At 72.8% G+C, this 19,571-nt stretch carries 18 protein-coding genes; 16 read left to right on the top strand and 2 right to left on the bottom strand.

The annotated features are described in order from the left end of the window. The first annotated feature begins 53 nt into the window (after positions 1–53). From AB1460_RS00705 to cobA, 4 genes are all read left to right on the top strand, one after another. Positions 54–1,790, top strand: coding sequence for a nitrite/sulfite reductase (locus tag AB1460_RS00705; RefSeq protein WP_368958552.1), 1,737 nt, complete (start codon positions 54–56; stop codon positions 1,788–1,790). Continuing rightward, complete coding sequence (locus AB1460_RS00700) at positions 1,787–2,098, top strand: hypothetical protein (RefSeq protein WP_368958551.1); 312 nt, start codon at positions 1,787–1,789, stop codon at positions 2,096–2,098. The genes AB1460_RS00705 and AB1460_RS00700 overlap by 4 nt, the downstream gene beginning before the upstream one ends. Further along, positions 2,098–2,769, top strand: a complete 672-nt coding sequence (locus AB1460_RS00695; RefSeq protein ID WP_018638526.1) for a phosphoadenylyl-sulfate reductase — start codon at positions 2,098–2,100, stop codon at positions 2,767–2,769. The genes AB1460_RS00700 and AB1460_RS00695 overlap by 1 nt, the downstream gene beginning before the upstream one ends. Before the next feature lie 194 nt (positions 2,770–2,963). Beyond that, positions 2,964–4,601, top strand: coding sequence for a uroporphyrinogen-III C-methyltransferase (gene cobA, locus AB1460_RS00690; RefSeq protein ID WP_368958550.1), 1,638 nt, complete (start codon positions 2,964–2,966; stop codon positions 4,599–4,601). Here cobA and AB1460_RS00685 read toward each other — a convergent pair. Further along, positions 4,541–4,981, bottom strand: coding sequence for a sirohydrochlorin chelatase (locus AB1460_RS00685; RefSeq protein ID WP_420497147.1), 441 nt, complete (start codon positions 4,979–4,981; stop codon positions 4,541–4,543). The two genes, cobA and AB1460_RS00685, sit on opposite strands and share 61 nt — an antisense overlap. Positions 4,982–5,637: 656 nt before the next feature. On the opposite strand from AB1460_RS00685, the gene AB1460_RS00680 reads away from it, so the two are divergent. The 5 genes from AB1460_RS00680 to AB1460_RS00660 all read left to right on the top strand — a co-directional run bounded on the left by AB1460_RS00680 (position 5,638) and on the right by AB1460_RS00660 (position 11,158). Further along, complete coding sequence (locus AB1460_RS00680) at positions 5,638–7,518, top strand: serine/threonine-protein kinase (protein WP_368958548.1); 1,881 nt, start codon at positions 5,638–5,640, stop codon at positions 7,516–7,518. A 63-nt stretch (positions 7,519–7,581) separates the two neighbouring features. Continuing rightward, positions 7,582–7,920 (top strand): hypothetical protein, encoded by a 339-nt coding sequence (locus tag AB1460_RS00675; protein WP_368958547.1) that lies wholly within the window; start codon positions 7,582–7,584, stop codon positions 7,918–7,920. A gap of 94 nt (positions 7,921–8,014) precedes the next feature. Then, complete coding sequence (gene mqnC, locus AB1460_RS00670; protein WP_368958546.1) at positions 8,015–9,220, top strand: cyclic dehypoxanthinyl futalosine synthase; 1,206 nt, start codon at positions 8,015–8,017, stop codon at positions 9,218–9,220. Between the two features lie 74 nt (positions 9,221–9,294). Then, positions 9,295–10,359, top strand: a complete 1,065-nt coding sequence (gene add, locus AB1460_RS00665) for an adenosine deaminase (RefSeq protein WP_420497146.1) — start codon at positions 9,295–9,297, stop codon at positions 10,357–10,359. A gap of 4 nt (positions 10,360–10,363) precedes the next feature. Further along, positions 10,364–11,158: a demethylmenaquinone methyltransferase gene (locus AB1460_RS00660; protein ID WP_368958545.1), complete on the top strand. Its 795-nt coding sequence runs from the start codon at positions 10,364–10,366 to the stop codon at positions 11,156–11,158. 43 nt (positions 11,159–11,201) lie between these two features. Here the strand turns inward: AB1460_RS00660 and AB1460_RS00655 are convergent, their stop codons facing one another. Then, positions 11,202–11,939, bottom strand: coding sequence for a dienelactone hydrolase family protein (locus AB1460_RS00655; RefSeq protein ID WP_368958544.1), 738 nt, complete (start codon positions 11,937–11,939; stop codon positions 11,202–11,204). Between the two features lie 490 nt (positions 11,940–12,429). Here AB1460_RS00655 and AB1460_RS00650 point away from each other — a divergent pair, with 490 nt between their 5' ends. From AB1460_RS00650 to nuoF, 7 genes are all read left to right on the top strand, one after another. After that, positions 12,430–13,728 (top strand): geranylgeranyl reductase family protein, encoded by a 1,299-nt coding sequence (locus tag AB1460_RS00650; protein WP_368958659.1) that lies wholly within the window; start codon positions 12,430–12,432, stop codon positions 13,726–13,728. A gap of 377 nt (positions 13,729–14,105) precedes the next feature. Then, entirely contained in the window at positions 14,106–14,468 is a 363-nt protein-coding gene (locus tag AB1460_RS00645) for an NADH-quinone oxidoreductase subunit A (RefSeq protein ID WP_071083831.1), read from the top strand. Then, entirely contained in the window at positions 14,459–15,253 is a 795-nt protein-coding gene (locus tag AB1460_RS00640) for a NuoB/complex I 20 kDa subunit family protein (RefSeq protein ID WP_368958543.1), read from the top strand. Before AB1460_RS00645 ends, AB1460_RS00640 begins: the two co-directional genes overlap by 10 nt. Further along, positions 15,246–15,935 (top strand): NADH-quinone oxidoreductase subunit C, encoded by a 690-nt coding sequence (locus AB1460_RS00635; RefSeq protein ID WP_368958542.1) that lies wholly within the window; start codon positions 15,246–15,248, stop codon positions 15,933–15,935. Before AB1460_RS00640 ends, AB1460_RS00635 begins: the two co-directional genes overlap by 8 nt. A gap of 106 nt (positions 15,936–16,041) precedes the next feature. Further along, positions 16,042–17,439, top strand: coding sequence for an NADH-quinone oxidoreductase subunit D (locus AB1460_RS00630; protein ID WP_368958541.1), 1,398 nt, complete (start codon positions 16,042–16,044; stop codon positions 17,437–17,439). Then, on the top strand, positions 17,439–18,224 hold the full coding sequence (gene nuoE / locus AB1460_RS00625; RefSeq protein WP_368958539.1) for an NADH-quinone oxidoreductase subunit NuoE: 786 nt from the start codon (positions 17,439–17,441) through the stop codon (positions 18,222–18,224). The genes AB1460_RS00630 and nuoE overlap by 1 nt, the downstream gene beginning before the upstream one ends. A gap of 2 nt (positions 18,225–18,226) precedes the next feature. After that, entirely contained in the window at positions 18,227–19,570 is a 1,344-nt protein-coding gene (nuoF, locus tag AB1460_RS00620) for an NADH-quinone oxidoreductase subunit NuoF (RefSeq protein WP_368958538.1), read from the top strand. The last annotated feature ends 1 nt before the right edge of the window (position 19,571 follow it).

Genomic DNA, 19,571 nt, shown 5'->3' with positions numbered 1-19,571 from the left:
CGCCCACCCCGGCCGTACGACGCCGAGGTGGACCCTGCTCACCGAGAGATCTGATGACTTCTCCTGCTCGAAACCCGCGTGCCGCGCGCCCGCAGACTCCCGCCCGTCCCAAGGGACAGGGCCAATGGGCGCTGGGCTACTCCGAACCGCTCAACGCCAACGAGCGGATGAAGAAGGATCAGAACGGTCTCGCCGTGCGCGACCGCATCCTGAACCTGTACCCGCACACGGGTTTCGACAGCATCGACCCGCAGGACCTGCGCGGCCGGTTCCGCTGGTGGGGCCTCTACACGCAGCGCCGGCCGGGGATCAGCGGTGGCCGCACGGCCGTCCTGGAGCCCGAGGAGCTCGACGACAGCTACTTCATGCAGCGGATCCGCCTCGACGGCGGCCGGATGACATCCGACCAGCTGCGGGTGATCGCCGACATCTCCACCCGGTACGGGCGGGACGTCGCTGACGTGACCGACCGGCAGAACATCCAGCTGCACTGGATCCGCATCGAGGACGTCCCCGCCATCTGGGGCGCGCTCGAGGCGGCGGGCATGACCACCGCCGAGGCCTGTGGGGACACGCCACGGGTCATCCTCGGCTGCCCGCTGGCGGGGGTGGACGCCGACGAGGTCCTCGACGCCACCGGTGTGATCGACGAGGTCGTCGAGCGGTTCGTCGGCGACCCGGAGCTGGCGAACCTGCCCCGCAAGTTCAAGAGTGCGATGTCCGGCTGCGCGGACCAGTGCACCCTGCACGAGATCAACGACATCGCCTTCGTCGGTGTGGTGCACCCCGATCTCGGCCCGGGCTACGACCTGTGGGTCGGGGGCGGCCTGTCGACGAACCCGAAGCTCGGTGTGCGCCTCGGCGCCTTCGTGACGCCCGAGCGGGTCGCCGAGGTGTGGCACGGCGTCATCCAGCTGTTCCGCGACTACGGCTACCGGCGGATGCGCACCCGTGCCCGGCTGAAGTTCCTCGTGGCGGACATGGGCGTCGAGTGGGTCCGCTCGACGCTGGAGAAGGAGTACCTCTCGGCGGCCCTGCCAGACGGCCCGGCTCCGCTCCCGCCGCGCAACGAGGGGCGGGACCACATCGGAGTGCACCAGCAGCGGGACGGCAGCTACGCGGTCGGGTTCGCGCCGCGTGCCGGCCGGCTGACCGGGACGACACTGACCGCCGTCGCGAACCTCGCGGACCGTCACGGCCAGGGCCGGATCCGGGCCACCACGATGCAGAAGCTCGTGATCCTCGACGTCCCGGGCAGCGAGCTCGACGCGCTGGAGGCGGAGCTGGCGAAGCTCGACCTCGTCGTGAAGCCCAGCGTGTTCCGCCGCGGCACGATGGCCTGCACCGGGATCGAGTTCTGCAAGCTCGCGATCGTCGAGACCAAGGGCAACGCCCGCGATCTCATCACCGAGCTGGAAAGCCGGCTGCCGGACTTCACGGAGCCGATCGGCATCAACATCAACGGGTGCCCGAACGCCTGCGCCCGTTTCCAGGTGGCGGACATCGGCCTGAAGGGCTCGCTCGTCCCGGACGACAGCGGCGCGATGGTCGAGGGGTTCCAGGTCCACCTCGGAGGGCACCTGGGGACGCGTTCCCGGCTCGGGCGCAAGTCGCGCGGGCTCAAGGTCACCGCCGACGGCCTCGTCGACTACGTCGTCGGGCTTCTGGAGACGTACCAGGCGAACCGGGCCGACGGCGACACCTTCGCCGACTGGGCGGAACGCGCCGACGAGTCGCTGCTCGTCGGTGCCGCGCCGCCGGCCGACGCGGATGCGGGCGGGGCGACGTGAGCGCCCGCGCCGTCCCCTTCTACTGCCCGTACTGCGGCGACGAGGACCTGGTGCCCGAGCCCGCTCCGGGCGGGTCGGGCGAGGGCCACGGGCACTGGGCCTGCCGGTCGTGCCAGCGGGCCTTCCGGCTCAGTCTCACGGCGCTCGTCGCAGCGACAGAACCGGGCGCCGCAGGACCGGGCGCCGCAGCATCGGCGGCGAGCGGGGTGGAGCCCTCCGGGGAGGTCCGCACCGGGACGACGCCAGGGGGATCGGGTTCGGCGAACGGCACCGCCGTCGCGCCGTCGGACGTGGAGGAGAGGGACTGATGGATGCCGCGCTGAAGGCCCGGGCACTGCGGGCCGGTGACGAGCTCGAGGGCGCACCGGCTGAGGAGATCCTCCGTTGGGCGGCCGAGGAGTTCGGTACCGGGCTTGCTGTCGCGGCGTCCATGGCCGAGGCCGTGCTCGTCGACATGCTGTCGCGGATCCGCACGGACATCCCGGTCGTCTTCATCGACACCGGTTACCACTTCGCCGAGACCATCGGCACGCGGGACGCGGTCGCGCACACCTACTCGCTGCCCATCATCAGCGCGAGCCCACAGCTGACCGTGGCCGGGCAGGACGCCGTGCACGGTCCGCGGCTGTACGAGACCGACCCGGACCTGTGCTGCCGGATGCGCAAGATCGTTCCGTTGGACCGGGCGCTGGCGCCCTACCGGGCCTGGGCCGCCGGTTCCCGGCGCGCCGAGTCGGCCGGGCGGCGCAACCTGCCCGTGGTCGGCTGGGACCAGCGCCGCGGCAAGGTGAAGGTGCACCCGCTGGCCACCTGGACGGACGAGGACGTCGAGCGTTACGTCCAGGAGCACAACGTGATCGTCAACCCGTTGCTCTCGGACGGTTACGACTCGGTCGGCTGCTGGCCGTGCACCCGCCGCGGCGCCGGCCGGGAGGGTCGCTGGGCCGGCACGAGCAAGTCCGAGTGCGGCATTCACTGACCTCGGCCTGGTCTGGCCTCGGCCTGGTCTGACCTCGGCCCGGCACCGGCGCGGCAGCCGGCCGATGCCTGCTGCCCGCGTCGCTCCCGGCCCGCGTCGGCCTGGGCAGGGCTGTCACCAGCAACGGGCTCCGGCCGTGGGCCGATGCCGACGCCGCGACGAACCAGGGCAGGCTGCGCCCACCAGGCTGTACCGTGCACGCCGTGGTAGTCGCGACGACCGGGCCCGGCAGCCGGCGGCCCGAGCCTGACCCGGCCCCGGTGGCCCTCGGCCGCAGCGGAACCGGCGAGGTATGGCTGGTAGGGGCTGGTCCCGGTGATCCCGGGCTGCTGACGGTGCGCGGGCGGGAGCTGCTTGCCCGGGCCGACGTGGTCGTCACCGACCGCCTGGCCGCGGCGGTGCTGCTTGACGCGGCGCGGCCGGAGGCGCGGGTGATCCACGTCGGCAAGAGCCCGACGCTGTCGCGCAGCCAGGAGGAAGTGAACCGGATCCTGGTCGAGGAGGCCCGCGCCGGGGCGATGGTGGTGCGCCTCAAGGGCGGGGACCCGTTCCTGCTTGGCCGCGGCGGCGAGGAGGCCGAGGCCTGCGCCGCCGCCGGGATTCCCTGCACCGTGGTCCCCGGTGTGAGCTCCGCGATCGCCGCCCCCGCCTACGCGGGCATCCCGGTCACCCACCGCGGGGTGGCACAGGACATCGCGATCGTCTCCGGCCACCTGCCACCCGACCACCCGCAGTCGACGGTGGACTGGGCGGCCCTCGCGGCCAGCCGGGCCACGATCGTCGTGCTCATGGGCGTCGCCCGGCTGATCGACATCGTCGAGGCGCTGATGCGCGGCGGCCGACCGCCGACGACGCCGGCAGCGGTCATCGAGCGCGGCACCACCCCCGCGCAGCGGGTGCTCCGCACCACCCTCGACGCTCTCGCCGTCGACGCCATCGCGTTCCAGCTGCGTTCGCCCGCGGTGCTGGTCGTCGGCGCGGTCGCCGCCCGGCGCGACGCCGCCGTCCTCCCCGACCTGGCGCCCGACCTGACGCCCCACCCGGTCTCCGCCGGGCAGAACCCGGCCGGGGCCGCGGGGCAGGCCGGGAGTGCGGCCGCGCCGCTTGCCGGGCTCCGGGTACTCGTGCCACGGACCAGGGCGCGCCAGGGGCTGCTGGCGCGCCGGCTGCGTGAGCTCGGTGCGGAGGCCGTCGAGACGGTGGTCAGCCAGCTTGTCCCGGTCGCCGACGGAGCGGCCCTGCGCGCGGCGCTGCCCGGCGCGGACGGGCTGGTGCTGGCCGATGCGGACGAGGTCGCCGCCACCGTCACGCTGCTGCGCGCCCAGGGCACGGACGTCCGCGCGCTGGCCGGTCTGACGCTGGTCGCGGCGTCCGACTCCGCGGCGGCGGCGCTGGCCGGGCTCGGGCTGACGGCGGTCCGCTCGTCGGCCGAGGTCCAGGTCGCGAACCGGATGGTCACCGAGGTACCGGTGTCAGGGCTGCGGGTGGTGGTCTGCGGGGACGCGCCGCCGCCGACCGGGATCCGGACGATGCGCCGGGTCCGGCTGCTGACCGACGCGGCGGCCGAGGCAGACCCGCGGATCGCGCAGGAACTACGCCACGGTGACATCGACGCCGTCGCGCTCGCCTCGTCGACCGCGGCCCGCTGCCTGGCCGAGCTGTACGGGCCGCTGCCCGAGTCCGTCCTCGTGGCAGCGATGGGGCGCCGCACCGTCCAGGCCTGTGAGGCCGCGGGCCTGCGGGTGGACGCCGTCCCGCCCGAGCCGGGGATCTACCCGCTCGCCGCGGTGGTCGCCGAGCTGGTGGCCGCCCGCCGCGCGCCGACCGCCTGAGCCTCGTTCTTGCTCCCCTCCGCGCTTCCACCATCAGCTGCTGCGGCGTCCAGCCCGGGCTGCTCCAGCGCGTCCTCGATGCGGGCCCGGACCGCGTGGACGACTCCCGGGTGCAGGCCGAGCGGCAGAGTGATCGTCCACCGCGTACCGGGGTGCGCGGACTGCGCCGCCGCCAGCGCGTCGGGAATGTCACGGGCGGTGTGGTTTCCCTCGAACAGGAAGAAGGGGTGCGCGATGATCTCCGAGCAGCCGGCGTCGACCAGCGCGGCATAACCCTGGGCGATGTCCGGGTGGGCGAGGTCGAGGAAGGCCGGCTCCACCGCGTCCCATTCCGGCCGGTCCGCGCAGGGTGCGAGCGCGCGGGAGAGCTCGACCACCATGGCATTCGCCTCATCCCGACGGGAGCCGTGTCCGATCACCAGCAGACCGCGCATGCGTCCAGTCTGCCGCCGCCCGCACCTTCCCGCCGGCAGCGCCCCCGCGTCCCGGCAGCACGGCCCCGGCAGCACCTTCACCGCGGCACTGCCACCGCGGCACTGCCACCGCGGCACCGGGCCCCATACACGAACCGCCGGGGGAGCCGGCACGCACGGGCGGCACGCTCGGGTGGTCCTGCCGCCCCGGGGGCGCCCGCAGCCGGCATGACCCCCCGATGGTGTGAACAGGCGTTCGACATTCGATCCGTCGCGATGGTGTGCTGTGCCGGTACCTGCAACCGCCGGCCCTGACCCGTCGGCGGTCGCAGGTGAGTTCCCCTCCTCCACCCTGGCTGACCGCCGGCAGTGCCCTCGGCTGATCGTCGGCAGCCCGCCCGCCCCGACGGCGGACCCTCCCGCAGGCCGTCGGAAGGCGGACACGACGCGGCCCCCGGACCCCGGGCGCGTTAGCGTCACATTCGGCGCCGCTGTTGTCGATCAGGTCGTCTGGTCTGTCGCGGCCGCCGCCGAAGCGTGATGATGGAGGTGCCCGCGGGCTCGCGGGCACGCAGGTGGGGTGTCCCGGCGGCCGCTGGGACAGGCGGGAGAGCGGGCGAGACGTGGCGGACCGATCGGCACGCCGGACGCACGGGGAACCTCTGCACCCGGACGATCCGACGTCGATCGGGCGCTACGAGGTCATCGGCCGGCTGGGCGCGGGCGGCATGGGCCGGGTGTACCTCGCCCTCGACTCCCAGGGCCGGCAGGTCGCGATCAAGGTGATCCGGTCGGATCTCGCGATCGACCCCGAGTTCCGCGACCGGTTCGCCGACGAGGTCGCCGCCGCGCGCCGGGTGGCGCCGTTCTGCACCGCCCAGGTCCTGGACGCCGACCCGCACGCACGGCGCCCCTACCTGGTCACCGAGTTCATCGACGGCGCCCGGCTCGACGAGGTCGTCGCGGAGTCGGGCCCGCTGCCGCTGTCCACCCTGCAGGGGGTGGCGGTCGGGGTCGCCTCGGCGCTGACCGCGATCCACGGCGCCGGGATCGTGCACCGTGACCTCAAGCCGAGCAACGTCCTGCTGTCGTACTCCGGCCCGCGCGTGATCGACTTCGGGATCGCCCGGGCGCTGGACGCCGTGGGCGGGCGCACCCAGTCAGGCCTGGTTCTGGGCTCCGTCGGCTGGATGGCGCCGGAACAGATGGAGGGCACCGCGCCGGTGGGCCCGGCGACCGACATCTACGCCTGGGGCCTGCTCGTGGCCTTCGCCGCGGCGGGGGAGCACCCGTACGGCGATGGCACCTACCTCGAGATGTCGGAGCGGATGCTCCTGCACGAGCCCGATCTGCGGCAGGTCCCGGCACCGCTGCTCGACATCGTCGTCGCCGCGCTGCAACGGGATCCGCGGCGCCGGCCGTCCGCCGAGCAGCTGCTGCTGCGCCTGCTCGGCGACCGCGGCCGGGAGGGCGGCGGCAGCACCCGCGCCGTCGCCAGCGAGGTGCTGGACACGACGTGGCCGCGCGGCCGGTCCGCCGCCGCCGCGGCGGCCGGGTTCGGCCTGGGGGCTGCTGCCGGTGCCGGGGCGGCGGGTGCCGCGGCGGGCGGTTCCGCCGGTGCGGGTGCGCACGCCGGAGCCGAGGCGGGCCTGCCCCGCACCCGGCTCGACAGGCCGCCCGGTGGTGCAGGCGGTGCAGGTGGTGCAGGCCCGGCCGGGCGGCCCGCGCCGACCCGGGTCGCGGGCCCGGCCGATGCCGGCAACCACTGGTGGGATGCCCCCCCGGGCGCCCGGCAGGCACCCTCTCCGCCGCGGCCACCGGGGCCCGTGGGGCCGCAGGGCCCGGGTGGCCCGCAGCCCGCGCGACGGCGCCGCAAGGGCGGATTCGTCCAGTACGGCGACGAGCCGGAGCCGGTGCGCGCCGGCCCGGATCCCTGGGGATACGGCGGCGCTCCGCCGCGGCCGGTGCCCGCCGCGCCCGCTCCGGCCCCGCAGCGCCCCGCTGCCCGGCCGGCCCCACCACCCGCGCCAGCCGCGCCGTACTACGGCGACCCGCGCCAGCGCCCACGGGGCGGCGAGCGCCGTCCCGCGGCACCTCCGCCGGCTCCGCCCGCGCCGCCCGCGCCGGCGCCCTATCGCCCCGAGCGCCAACCCCGGCCCCGGCGCCGCTGGCGGTTGCGGATCCCGTTCAAGCGGACGATCATCTTCGTCCTGCTCGTGCTGTTCCTGCTCTCCGCCGCCGACCAGATCGCGACGATGGTCGACGAGCAGCGCCAGCAGATCTGGAACCGGATCGTCACCTCGGTGCAGGATTCGGTCGACAAGCAGGTCGACCGGCTGCGCGGTGGCGCTGACGACCTGCGCGAGCAGGTCCCGGACCTGGGTGGCCAGGGCGCGGACCAGAACGGCGCCCAGGATCCCGCCAGTGGGGATTCGAGCCTGCCCGGGCGGATCGAAGGCCTGCCGGAGGACCTCAACGACCTGCTGGGCAGCCCGAACAGCTGACCGGAAGGGCCGCGCCCGCCTGCCCCGCCGCGCGCCCCCGTGGACCGGGCCATGATCGTCGGCATGAACGAGCCCCGACCCAGGTACACCAGGGTTATGGCGAACTTCACCAGCAAGGTTCAGGAGCTGCTGCACAGCCCGAAGGCCCGCGAGATGGTCGACAAGGCGAAGATGGCCGCGAACAAGCCGGAGAACCGGGAGAAGTTCCGGCAGCTGTCCAGCAAGTTCACCAGCCGCGGCCGTGGGCCCGGCGGCGGCGGCACCCCGCACGCCCCCACGACGTCGAGTACCTCGAGCACGTCCGGGGTCGGCGGGGCACCCGGCTCCCCGACATCCGACTCCGTCGGCGGGGACAGCCGCAGCGCCGCCGAGCGCGAGCGGTCGGACTACGGCCCCTTCTGAGGCTCCCCTCGCCGTTGTCCCGCGGTGCCCTCGTCCCGGTCGCCGTGACGCGTACGGGCCGGGGGCCGGGGGCGCAGGTCGTACGATCTGACGGGTGAGCCTTCTTGATGCGGACGGCGAGCCCCCGGCCGGTTCGGCCCGGGTGGCCGATGCCGAGATGCGCACGCTGCTGGACCGTGCGGCCGAGGGTGGGCGGATCTCGCCGGAAGAGGCCCTCCTGCTCTACACCTCCGCGCCTCTGCATGCCCTCGGCCGGGCGGCGGACCTGGTGCGCCGCCGCAGATATCCGGACGGTATCGCCACCTACATCATCGATCGGAACATCAACTACACGAACGTCTGTGTGACGGCGTGCCGTTTCTGTGCCTTCTACCGGTCGCCCAAGCACCCCGAGGGCTGGGTGCGTGACGTCGACGACATCGTGGCCAAGTGCGGCGAGGCCGTGGAACTGGGCGCGACGCAGATCATGCTGCAGGGCGGCCACCACCCCGAGTTCGGGATCGAGTGGTACGAGGGCACCTTCGCGGCCATCAAGGCGGCGTACCCCCAGCTCACGCTGCACTCGCTCGGTGCCAGTGAGGTCGTGCACATCGGGCGGACGTCGGGCCTGGGCCATGCCGAGGTCATCACCCGCCTGCGCGACGCCGGGCTCGACAGCTTCGCCGGCGCCGGTGCCGAGATCCTCACCGAGCGGCCGCGTCACGCCATCGCCCCGCTCAAGGAGCCCGGCCACGTCTGGCTGTCGGTGATGGAGACCGCCCACGGCCTCGGCCTGGAGTCGACGGCGACGTTCATGATGGGCACCGGGGAGACGAACGCCGAGCGCATCGAGCACATGCGCATGATCCGGGACGTCCAGGACCGTACGGGGGGCTTCCGGTCGTTCATCCCGTGGACGTACCAGCCGGAGAACAACCACCTCGGTGGCCGGACGCAGGCGACCACGCTGGAGTACCTGCGGCTGGTCGCTGTCGCGCGGCTGTTCTTCGACAATGTCGCGCACCTGCAGGGCTCGTGGCTGACGACCGGCAAGGAGGTAGGCCAGCTCACCCTGCACATGGGCGCGGACGACCTCGGCTCGGTCATGCTCGAGGAGAACGTCGTCTCCTCCGCCGGGGCCCGGCACCGGACGAACCGCACCGAGCTGATCCACCTGATCCGCGCGGCCGGCCGGATCCCCGCCCAGCGCGACACCCTGTACCGGCACCTGGTGGTGCACCGCGATCCGGCGCAGGACCCGGTCGACGAGCGCGTGGCCTCCCACTTCTCCTCGACAGCTCTGCCGCTGGTGACGACCTGAGCCGCGAGCCCACGCCGGTACCCGCGTCGCCGACCGGTCCGAAGATCGAGCTGCACGTTCATCTCGAAGGGACGGTGCGGCCCGAGATCCTGCTCGACATGGCCCGCCGCAACGACGAGGCGCTGCCCGCCCGCACCGTGGAGGGCCTCCGCGATCTGTACCGGTTCCGGGACTTTGACCACTTCATCAAGGTCTGGGTGCTCACCACCCACGTGATGCGCACCGCGGAGGACTTCCGCGAGGTCGTCGTCGACTACGCGGGCCGCGCTGCCGCTGACGGAGCCGTCTATCTGGAGGGGATCTTCTCGCCCTGGTACCGGGTGCACCGCGGCGTCCCCTGGCAGGAGATCTTCACCGGTTACACCGAGGGCGCCGTGGAGGCCCGGGAGCGCTTCGGCGTCGAGGTGCGGCTCACCCCGGACATCGACCGGGTGCTCCCCCCGGAGGTCGCGATGGACGTCGTGGGCTGGTCGTCGCACTTCACTGACCGCGGGGTCGTCGGGATCGGGCTGGGTGGCCCCGAGGTGGGTCACCCGCCGGAGCCGTACGCGCCGGTCTTCGCCGCCGCGGCGGACGCCGGCCTGGCCGCCGTGCCCCATGCGGGGGAGACGGCAGGGCCGGAGTCGGTGCGTGGAGCGCTGGACGCGCTCGGCGCCCGGCGGATCCGGCACGGCATCCGCGCGCTGGAGGACCCGGAACTGGTCGCCGAGCTGGTCGAGCGGAACATCGTGCTGGACGTCTGCCCGGTGTCCAACCTGCGGACCGGAGTGATCCGGGAGCTGGCCGCGCACCCGTTGACGGCAATGCTCACGGCCGGCCTGCGCTGCTCACTCGGGACGGACGACCCGGCGATGTTCGGCACCGACCTGGCGCGGGAGTACGCGATCGCGGCCGGCCTGGGCGCACCGCTGCGGGACCTGTTCGCCGCCGGTGTCGACGGCGCGTTGTGCGACGACGGCACGAGGGCCCGGCTGGCGGCGGTTGGTGCCGGTACCGACTGGGACGCCGCCCAGGCCAACGCCTTCGCCGAGGCCGCGACCGCAACGGCGGCCGCAACCGCAACCGCGACAGCAACCGCGGCAGCAACCGCGACGGCGACGGCGACGGCATCCGCCATCGGTACGAGTGCAGAAGGATGATCTGGTGAGCCGAGCGGGTCTCGACAAGAAGCCCGAGCAGGTCGCAGCGATGTTCGATCAGGTCGCGCGACGCTACGACGTGACGAACGCGATCCTTTCCGCCGGCCTGGACCGCACCTGGCGGACCGCGACCGCGCGGGCGCTCGACCTGGCGCCGGGCCTGCGTGTCCTCGACGTTGCTGCCGGCACGGCGACGTCCTCGCGCGCGTTCGCCGCCAGTGGCGCTGACGTCGTGGCCTGCGACTTCTCGCTCGGGATGCTGGAGGTCGGCCGCCACCGACTCGCCGAGACCGCCGGTACCGCCGGCGCCCGCACGCCCCGCGGCGGTACCGGCGCCCCGCGGCCGGGACGGGTGCTGCTGACCGCCGGAGACGGCCTGCGGCTGCCCTTCGCCGACGCCTCGTTCGACCGGGTGACGATCTCGTTCGGCCTCCGCAACGTCGCCGCCGTGGATGTCTGCCTCGGCGAGCTGCTGCGGGTGACCCGGCCGGGCGGCGTGCTCGCGATCTGTGAGTTCAGCCGGCCGGTGTGGGGGCCGGTCCGCACGGTCTACCTGGAGTACCTGATGCGTGCGCTGCCGGCTGTGGCCCGCGGGGTCAGCAGCAGCCCCGACTCGTACGTGTACCTGGCGGAATCCATCCGCGCCTGGCCGGGGCAGGCGGAACTGGCCGACCTCGTCCGCGGGGCCGGCTGGACGCGAGTGAACTGGCGCAACCTCAGTGGCGGCATCGTGGCGGTGCACCGGGCCGTGCGCCCCTCGGAGCAGGTACCCCACGCAGCAGGAGCCACGCAGGAGTGACGCCGCGCAGCAGGAACGCCGCGTAGGAGGGACAGGCACGTTCCTACGTGGCGGGGACGTGCGACTCGAGCCAGGCGACGGTGCGGGCCCAGGCGTCGCCGGCCGCCTGTGGGTCGTACGAGTCGGGGCGCGCGTCGTTGTGGAACGCGTGGCCGGCCCCGGGGTAGCGCACGATCTCGGTGTCGACGCCGGCGCGGGCGGCGGCGGCCCGCAGGTGCTCCACCTGCTCGACCGGTGCCGCCGGGTCGAGGTCGCCGTACAGGCCCAGCCACGGACTCTGCAGGCGGGCTGCGACGTCCAGCTGGGAGGGCTCACCGAACCGGCCGTCCTCGATGCCGCCGCCGTAGAACGTGACCGCGGCACCCAGCGGCCGCCGGACGGCGGCGTGGAAGGCGATGCTGCCGCCCATGCAGAAGCCGACGACCGCGCAGCGGTCGACCGCCGTTCCTGACTCGGCGAGCACCATCAGCCCGGAGTCCAGGTCATCGAGGATGTCGTCGCCGGCGAGCCGGCCGCGTACGGCGAGGGCGGCCGGGGCGTCGCCGTAGTCGAACACGGGCGAGCCGACCCGGTGGTAGAGGTCGGGCGCGACGGCCCGCCAGCCGAGATCCGCGAAGCGGCGGCAGACGTCGGTGATGTGGTCGGTGAGGCCGAACGCCTCGTGGACCACCAGCACGCCGCCGCGGGCGGTCCGGGGCGGTTCGGCGATGACGGCGGGTGTCGGGCCGTCCGCCGTGGTGAGGACCACGGTCTCTGATGTCGTGACAGTGTCTGAGCTCATGGCCGTCGATCTCCGAGGTCGGGGGGCCGGGGTCGATCCGGGTCGGAGACGATCGGCCGGCTCCAGGTCAGCTGGGGGGCGTCAGCTGCGGCGCGCCCGCCACCCGCCGGTCGGCCCGCCTCGTACCCGGTCAGGATGTACCCGGCGCGGGCGGCCATGTCACCTCTTGGGGCGCCCGGACCGGTGCCGGCGCCCGGACCGGTGCCGGCGCCCGGACGGGCGGTATCGCCCGTCCGGGTCACCATGGCCCGTCTGGGCCACCACGGCGGTGCCATGGGTTGCCGTGGCGTAGCGCTGCGTTGCTCCTCCACGGGCTGGGTTGACTCGTCTTCGGTTCTGGAGGTCCTGGTTGGTGCCTCCGGCCCGGCCAAGGCCTACACTTCGGCGTGGCGCTCGTGAAGAATTTCACGAGCGCGCAAGCAGGGGTCTGGAATGGGGCCGGCGACCGGCCGACAGCGTGGGGAATCCGGAGCAGCGCGTGACCACAGGGATGACGGAACGAGACGGCGCCCGCACGGACGACCGTCCCGATGCCGACGTCATCGTGGTGGGCGCCGGGCCCGGCGGCTCGGTGACCGCCTACCACCTGGCGCGGACCGGCCTGGACGTCCTGCTGCTGGAGAAGAGCGCCTTCCCGCGCGAGAAGGTCTGCGGCGACGGGCTGACCCCCCGGGCCGTGCGAAGCCTGGTCGAGATGGGTATCGACACCTCGGCGGAGGCCGGCTGGCTGCGCAACAGGGGGCTGCGCATCATCGGTGGCGGCCTGCGGCTCGAGCTGCCCTGGCCGGAGCTGGCGAGCTGGCCGGACTACGGGCTGGTCCGTCCACGCGCCGACTTCGACGAGATGCTCGCCCGGCACGCGGTCAAGGCCGGTGCGCGGCTGCGCGAGGGCACCACGGTGACCGGGCCGCTGCGTGACGACCGCACCGGGCGGGTTGTCGGCGTGACCGCACGGGCCGGGGTCGACCGGGCGCCGGTCGACTTCCGCGCCCCGGTTGTCGTCGCGGCGGACGGGAACAGCGCACGGATCGCGCTGGCGCTGGGGATCCGTCGGCGGGAGGACCGCCCGCTCGGCGTCGCGGTGCGGCGCTACTACCGCAGCCCGCGCTCGGGCGACGACTTCCTGGAGTCGCATCTGGAGCTGTGGGAGGGTCCGCCCCGGCAGAGCCGGCTGCTGCCCGGGTACGGCTGGATCTTCGGTATGGGCGACGGCACGAGTAATGTCGGCCTCGGGATGCTGAACACCACCAGTGCCTTCCAGAACACCGACTACCGGGATCTTCTGCACCGGTGGCTGGCGGCGCTGCCGCCGGAGTGGGGATACACCGAGGAGAACGCGCTCGGCCCGGTCCGGGGGAGCGCGCTGCCGATGGCGTTCAACCGCACCCCGCACTACCAGGACGGGGTTCTCCTCGTCGGCGATGCCGGCGGGATGGTGAACCCGTTCAATGGTGAGGGCATCGCGTATGCGATGGAATCGGGCCGGATTGCGGCCGAGACGATCGTGCTCGCGCTCGCCCGCGGGTCCGGGTCGGCGCGGGAGCGTGCGCTGGAGCGTTATCCGGAGATCATCCGGGAGACATACGGCGGGTATTACACCCTGGGTCGCCTGTTCGTACAGCTGATCGGGAATCCGACCGTGATGGGTCTGGGTACGCGGTACGGGTTGCCCCGGCCCATGTTGATGCGTTTCGTCCTGAAGATCATGGCGAACCTGACCGACCCGCGGGGAGGTGATGCCTCGGACCGGCTGATCAACGCGTTGACCCGGCTGGCGCCCACCACCTGACCGCAGGCCCCGCGGGCCCGGCGCGGCCCCGCGACCCGGGACTCCGGGGTGGACGAAGCACCGTCCGGCGGCGAACGATCGGGACATCGGCGCACCGCCCGCGCGGCGCGGATATTCGTCCGGTCGCCCGTGCCGGCAGCGAAAGAACGTTTCGACGTCCTTCGGCCGGCCAACAGGCAGCCGCCTGGTGACGGGCAGGAGTGAACAATCCCGGTGCGATCGGGAAAACAGCGGTCGCGTAGGCTGCATGCGCGCTCTGCCCCGTCCGGGGCCGGGGCGGGAAGTACACCGGTTGGCCCGGGCGGGCGGTAACGGCCGCCCCCGGCGAACCGCCACCAAGACGTCCGCACCAAACATTCGAAGGAGAGGAGTTCGGCATGCTTGACAGTTATGTGCCGATCCTCGTTCTGCTCGCGATCGCGATGCTGTTCGCGGTTGGTTCCGTGGCGGTGAGCGCGCTGGTCGGCCCGAAACGGTTCAACCGTGCCAAGGTCGACATCTACGAGTGCGGTATCGAACCTGAGCCGGTGCCGGCCGGGCCGCACCGGTTCCCGGTGAAGTACTACAACACCGCGATGCTCTTCATCGTCTTCGACATCGAGATCATCTTCCTGTTCCCGTGGGCCGTCGCGTTCGACAGTCTCGCGGTCTTCGGTCTCGGCGCGATGGTGTCGTTCATGGCGACGATCTTCGTCGCCTACGCCTACATATGGCGCCGGGGGGGTCTGGAATGGGACTAGAAGAGAAGCTGCCCGGTGGAGTTCTGCTGACCACCGTCGAGAAGCTGGCCAACTGGTCGCGGCGCTCCTCGCTGTGGCCGGCCACGTTCGGCCTGGCCTGCTGCGCCATCGAGATGATGTCCACCGGCGCCGGCCGCTACGACCTCTCCCGCTTCGGGATGGAGGTCTTCCGCGCCAGCCCGCGCCAGGCCGACCTCATGATCGTCGCGGGTCGGGTGAGCCAGAAGATGGCCCCGGTGCTGCGCCAGATCTACGACCAGATGCCCGAGCCCAAGTGGGTGCTGTCGATGGGCGTCTGCGCGAGCAGCGGCGGCATGTTCAACAACTACGCCATCGTGCAGGGCGTCGACCACATCGTCCCGGTCGACATGTACCTGCCCGGCTGCCCGCCGCGTCCGGAGATGCTGATGGACGCGATCATCAAGCTGCACGAGAAGATCCTCGCCGGTCCGGTGTCGGGCAAGACCGAGCACACCGAGGTCGGCGCCGCGCCGTACGCGAAGCCCATCGAGGTGGCCACGGCGTGGTCCGGCCTGCCGGCCGGGGCGGTCGACACCCGCACCCTGTCGGTCAACGACCGCAAGCGCTTCAGCCTCCCGGAGGGGGCGCCGGCCCCGGCCGGTCGCGGTGCCGTCGAGCCGTCGCTGGACACCCGCCGCCCGGCTGCCATCGCCCCGCCGTCGGTGTTCGGGCGCGGCAAGAGGGTGCCGGTCGACGCCAAGCCGACCGACGAGTCCCGGTCCGGCGGACCCGGACCGAGCACGGAGACCCTGACCGATGACTGACCTGGTACCTGGCAATGCCGGAGTCCCGGGCGGCCCGGGCGGCCGCCGCCGGGACGCGTTCGGTGCCCGCGGCAGCGGAGACACCTCCGGTTTCGGCGGGCTGGTGCCGCCGGTGGCGACCCTTGAGTCGAGCTCCCGGCCGTTCGGGGACGACGCGGCGGACTCGGTGTACGACACCCTGGAGCGGGTCTTCCCGGAGCTGGGTGACGCCGTCGAGCGGGTCGTGTTCGCCTACGGCGAGCTGACGATCCACGTCCGCCGCGAGCGGCTGCTCGAGGTCGCCTGGAAGCTGCGCGACGACCCGGGCCTGCGGTTCGAGCTGCTCTCCTCCTCGTCCGGGGTCGACTACCCCGACGATCTGACGGGCCGGCGCCTGCACACGGTCATCCACCTGACGTCGATGACCCACCGCCGCCGCCTGCGCGTCGAGGTCTCGGTGCCGGACGCCGACCCGCACCTGCCGAGCCTGACGCCGGTCTGGCCGACCGCCGACTGGCACGAGCGGGAGACCTACGACCTGTTCGGCATCGTCTACGACGGCCACCCCGGCCTCGCGCGGATCATGATGCCGGACGACTGGGTCGGGCATCCGCAGCGCAAGGACTATCCGCTGGGCGGCATCGCCGTCGAGTACAAGGGCGCGCAGATCCCGCCCCCCGACACGCGCCGGAGCTACTCGTGACGGCCCGTCGCCGGGCTGTCGGGGAGCGCCAGACCGCCGGGACTGTCGGTACCGCCGCGTACAACAGTGCCGCCGCGTACATCCGAGCAGACCTCCGAGGTTCGCTATGAGCACGCACACCGAGACCCCTGTCGACGCCGCGGGTGGCACGGCGGCCGGCGATCCGGCCGAGACCGTCACCGGTGCCCAGCCCTACGAGGCCGGCTTCACCGAGTCGTCCGCCGGCCGGGTCTACACCGTCACCGGGGGAGACTGGGAGCAGGTCCTCGGTTCCGGTGAGGACGACGGCGAGCGCATCGTCGTCAACATGGGCCCGCAGCACCCGTCCACGCACGGAGTGCTCCGGCTGGTGCTGGAGATCGAGGGCGAGACGGTCACCGAGACCCGCCTGGTCATCGGCTACCTGCACACCGGCATCGAGAAGAGCTGCGAGTACCGCACCTGGACGCAGGCGGTCACCTTCCTCACCCGGGCGGACTACCTCTCCCCCCTGTACAACGAGGCGGCCTACTGCCTGTCGGTGGAGAAGCTGCTCGGCATCACCGACGAGGTGCCTGAGCGGGCGACCGTCATCCGGGTGCTGGTCATGGAGCTGCAGCGGATCGCCTCGCACCTGGTGTGGCTGGCCACCGGCGGCATGGAGCTCGGCGCGACCACCGGCATGATCTTCGGCTTCCGTGAGCGGGAGAAGATCCTCGACCTGCTCGAGCTGATCACCGGCCTGCGGATGAACCACGCCTACATCCGCCCCGGCGGCCTGGCGCAGGACATCCCGGACGAGGCGGTGCCGCGGATCCGTGAGTTCCTCGTCGACATGCCGAAGCGGATCCGTGAGTACCACGCGCTGCTGACCGGCCAGCCGATCTGGAAGGCGCGGATGGTCGACGTCAACTTCCTCGACGCCGCCGCCTGCATCGCCCTCGGGACGACCGGCCCGGTGCTGCGCGCCGCCGGCCTGCCCTGGGACCTGCGCAAGACCATGCCGTACTGCGGCTACGAGACCTACGAGTTCGACGTCCCCACCGCGCTGGAGGGCGACTCCTACGCCCGGTACCTGGTGCGGCTGGAGGAGATGAGCGAGTCCCTCAAGATCGTCGAGCAGTGCCTGGACCGGCTGCGTCCCGGCCCGGTCATGGTCGCCGACAAGAAGATCGCCTGGCCGTCGCAGCTGTCGATCGGGTCGGACGGCATGGGTAACTCGCTCGACCACATCCGCAAGATCATGGGTACCTCGATGGAGGCCCTGATCCACCACTTCAAGCTGGTCACCGAGGGCTTCCGGGTGCCGGCCGGCCAGGTCTACACGCAGGTCGAGTCGCCCCGCGGCGAGCTCGGCTACCACGTCGTCAGCGATGGCGGCAGCCGGCCGTTCCGCGTCCACGTGCGCGACCCAAGCTTCGTCAACCTGCAGGCCGTGCCCGCACTGACGGAGGGCGGGCAGGTGGCGGACGTGATCGTCGGAGTGGCCTCCGTGGACCCGGTGCTCGGGGGAGTTGACCGCTGATGGCACTGACCGAACAGACCCGGGCCTCCGCGGCCGAGATCATCGCCCGCTATCCGGCGGGGCGCTCCCGGTCCGCGCTGCTGCCGATGCTGCACCTGGTGCAGTCGGCGGAGGGGGCCGTCACCGCGGAGGGCGTCGACTTCTGCGCCGAGCAGCTCGGCATCACCCACGCCGAGGTCAGCGCGGTCGCGACCTTCTACACGATGTACAAGCGCCGTCCGGTCGGCGACTGGCTGGTCTCGGTGTGCACGAACCTGTCGTGTCTGCTGCGCGGCGGTGAGGACGTCTACCAGCGGCTGTCAGGCACGCTCGGGGTCGGGCACGACCAGACCACCGAGGACGGCACGATCACGCTGGAGCACGCCGAGTGCCTCGCGGCCTGCGACTACGCCCCGGTCATGACCGTGAACTACGAGTTCTACGACCAGGTGACCCCGGACTCCGCCGAGGAGATCGTCGACGCCCTCCGGCGTGGCGAGCGCCCGGCCCCCACCCGTGGTGGTCCGCTGTGTACGTTTGGTGAGACCTCCTTCCAGCTCGCCGGGTTCGCCGACCCGCGGCCGGAGGGTGTCGCGGGCCCGGGGGTGGGCGACCCGTCGCTCGCCGGCGTGCTGATCGCGGAGGCCGGCGGCTGGAAGCCGGAGGACGGTGTCGCCGGCGCCCCGCCGCTGACGCCGCTCCCGTCGACCGCGCCGCCGTCCGCCCCCGCGGGCGCGACCGGCGCGGCGGACCAGGCACCGCCGCCCGCCTCGGCGACCGGCGCCACGCAGACGAAGGTGAACTGACCATGCCTGTCACCCCGGTCCTCACCCGGCGCTGGAGCGCGCCCGAGTCGTGGACGCTGGCGACCTACGAGCGCCTCGACGGTTACCAGGGCCTGCGCCGGGCACTCGCCCAGGGGCCCGACGACCTCATCAAACTGATCAAGGACTCCGGCCTGCGCGGCCGTGGCGGAGCCGGCTTCCCCACCGGCATGAAGTGGGGCTTCATCCCGCAGGGCGACGGCAAGCCGCACTACCTCGTCATCAACGCCGACGAGGGCGAGCCGGGCACGTGCAAGGACGCCCCGCTGATGAAGGCGGACCCGCACTCGCTCATCGAGGGCATCGTCATCGCCGCCTATGCGGTGCGGGCCAGCCGGGCCTTCGTCTACCTGCGCGGTGAGCTGATCCACGCCGCGCGGCGGCTGCGCGCCGCCGTAGCCGAGGCCTACCAGGCCGGCTACCTGGGGCGGGACATCCTCGGTAGCGGCTTCGACCTCGACCTCGTGATCCACTCGGGGGCCGGTGCCTACATCTGCGGCGAGGAGACGGCCCTGCTCGACTCGCTGGAGGGCCGGCGAGGCCAGCCGCGGCTGCGCCCGCCGTTCCCGGCGACGCACGGTCTGTACGCATCTCCCACGGTCGTGAACAACGTCGAGACGATCGCCACGGTTCCCTTCATCGTCAACTACGGCGTCGACTGGTTCCGCTCGATGGGCCGGGAGCGCTCGCCGGGCCCGAAGATCTACAGCCTCTCCGGGCACGTGACACGCCCCGGGCAGTACGAGGCCCCGATGGGCACCACCCTGCGCGAGCTGCTGGACCTCGCCGGTGGCGTGCTCGGCGGTCGCAAGCTGAAGGCGTGGACACCGGGCGGCTCCTCCACCCCGCTGCTCACCGCCGACCACCTGGACGCTCCCCTGGACTTCGAGGGCGTGCAGGAGGCCGGCTCGCTGCTCGGCACCGCCGCACTCATGATCATGGACGAGACCGTCGACATGCTCCCGGTGGTCCGCCGGCTCACCCAGTTCTACGCACACGAGTCGTGCGGCAAGTGCACCCCCTGCCGGGAGGGCACCACCTGGATGGTGCAGATCCTGTCCCGGATGGAGCGCGGCCAGGGCGACCCGGACGACGTCGACACTCTCGTCGACGCCTGCGACAACATCTTCGGACGCGCCTTCTGCGCGCTCGCGGACGGCGCCACCTCGCCGATCGTCTCCGGGATCAAGTTCTTCCGGAACGAGTTCCTCCCGATCACCCCGGCGAACCCGTCGGGCTCCACCACGTCGGTAGCCGGCTCGGCGAACGGCGCGGCCGCGGGTGGCGCGGCCGCGGGCACGCCGGGCACCTACGCGGGAGCGCACTGAC

It is taken from the genome of Parafrankia sp. FMc2 (assembly GCF_041008525.1).
In the GTDB taxonomy this organism is placed as follows: domain Bacteria; phylum Actinomycetota; class Actinomycetes; order Frankiales; family Frankiaceae; genus Parafrankia.
Note: the sequence above shows the minus strand (reverse complement) of the source record. Positions and strands in the feature narration are given on the sequence as shown.

What these genes read in the sequence shown, in the direction of transcription:
- AB1460_RS00705 (WP_368958552.1), top strand. Translation starts at nt 54, where the DNA reads ATGACTTCTCCTGCTCGAAACCCGCGTGCCGCGCGCCCGCAGACTCCC.
- AB1460_RS00695 (WP_018638526.1), top strand. Translation starts at nt 2,098, where the DNA reads ATGGATGCCGCGCTGAAGGCCCGGGCACTGCGGGCCGGTGACGAGCTC.
- AB1460_RS00685 (WP_420497147.1), bottom strand. Translation starts at nt 4,981, where the DNA reads ATGGTGGTCGAGCTCTCCCGCGCGCTCGCACCCTGCGCGGACCGGCCG.
- AB1460_RS00675 (WP_368958547.1), top strand. Translation starts at nt 7,582, where the DNA reads ATGAACGAGCCCCGACCCAGGTACACCAGGGTTATGGCGAACTTCACC.
- AB1460_RS00655 (WP_368958544.1), bottom strand. Translation starts at nt 11,939, where the DNA reads ATGAGCTCAGACACTGTCACGACATCAGAGACCGTGGTCCTCACCACG.
- AB1460_RS00650 (WP_368958659.1), top strand. Translation starts at nt 12,430, where the DNA reads ATGACGGAACGAGACGGCGCCCGCACGGACGACCGTCCCGATGCCGAC.
- AB1460_RS00645 (WP_071083831.1), top strand. Translation starts at nt 14,106, where the DNA reads ATGCTTGACAGTTATGTGCCGATCCTCGTTCTGCTCGCGATCGCGATG.
- AB1460_RS00640 (WP_368958543.1), top strand. Translation starts at nt 14,459, where the DNA reads ATGGGACTAGAAGAGAAGCTGCCCGGTGGAGTTCTGCTGACCACCGTC.
- AB1460_RS00635 (WP_368958542.1), top strand. Translation starts at nt 15,246, where the DNA reads ATGACTGACCTGGTACCTGGCAATGCCGGAGTCCCGGGCGGCCCGGGC.
- AB1460_RS00630 (WP_368958541.1), top strand. Translation starts at nt 16,042, where the DNA reads ATGAGCACGCACACCGAGACCCCTGTCGACGCCGCGGGTGGCACGGCG.
- nuoE (WP_368958539.1), top strand. Translation starts at nt 17,439, where the DNA reads ATGGCACTGACCGAACAGACCCGGGCCTCCGCGGCCGAGATCATCGCC.
- nuoF (WP_368958538.1), top strand. Translation starts at nt 18,227, where the DNA reads ATGCCTGTCACCCCGGTCCTCACCCGGCGCTGGAGCGCGCCCGAGTCG.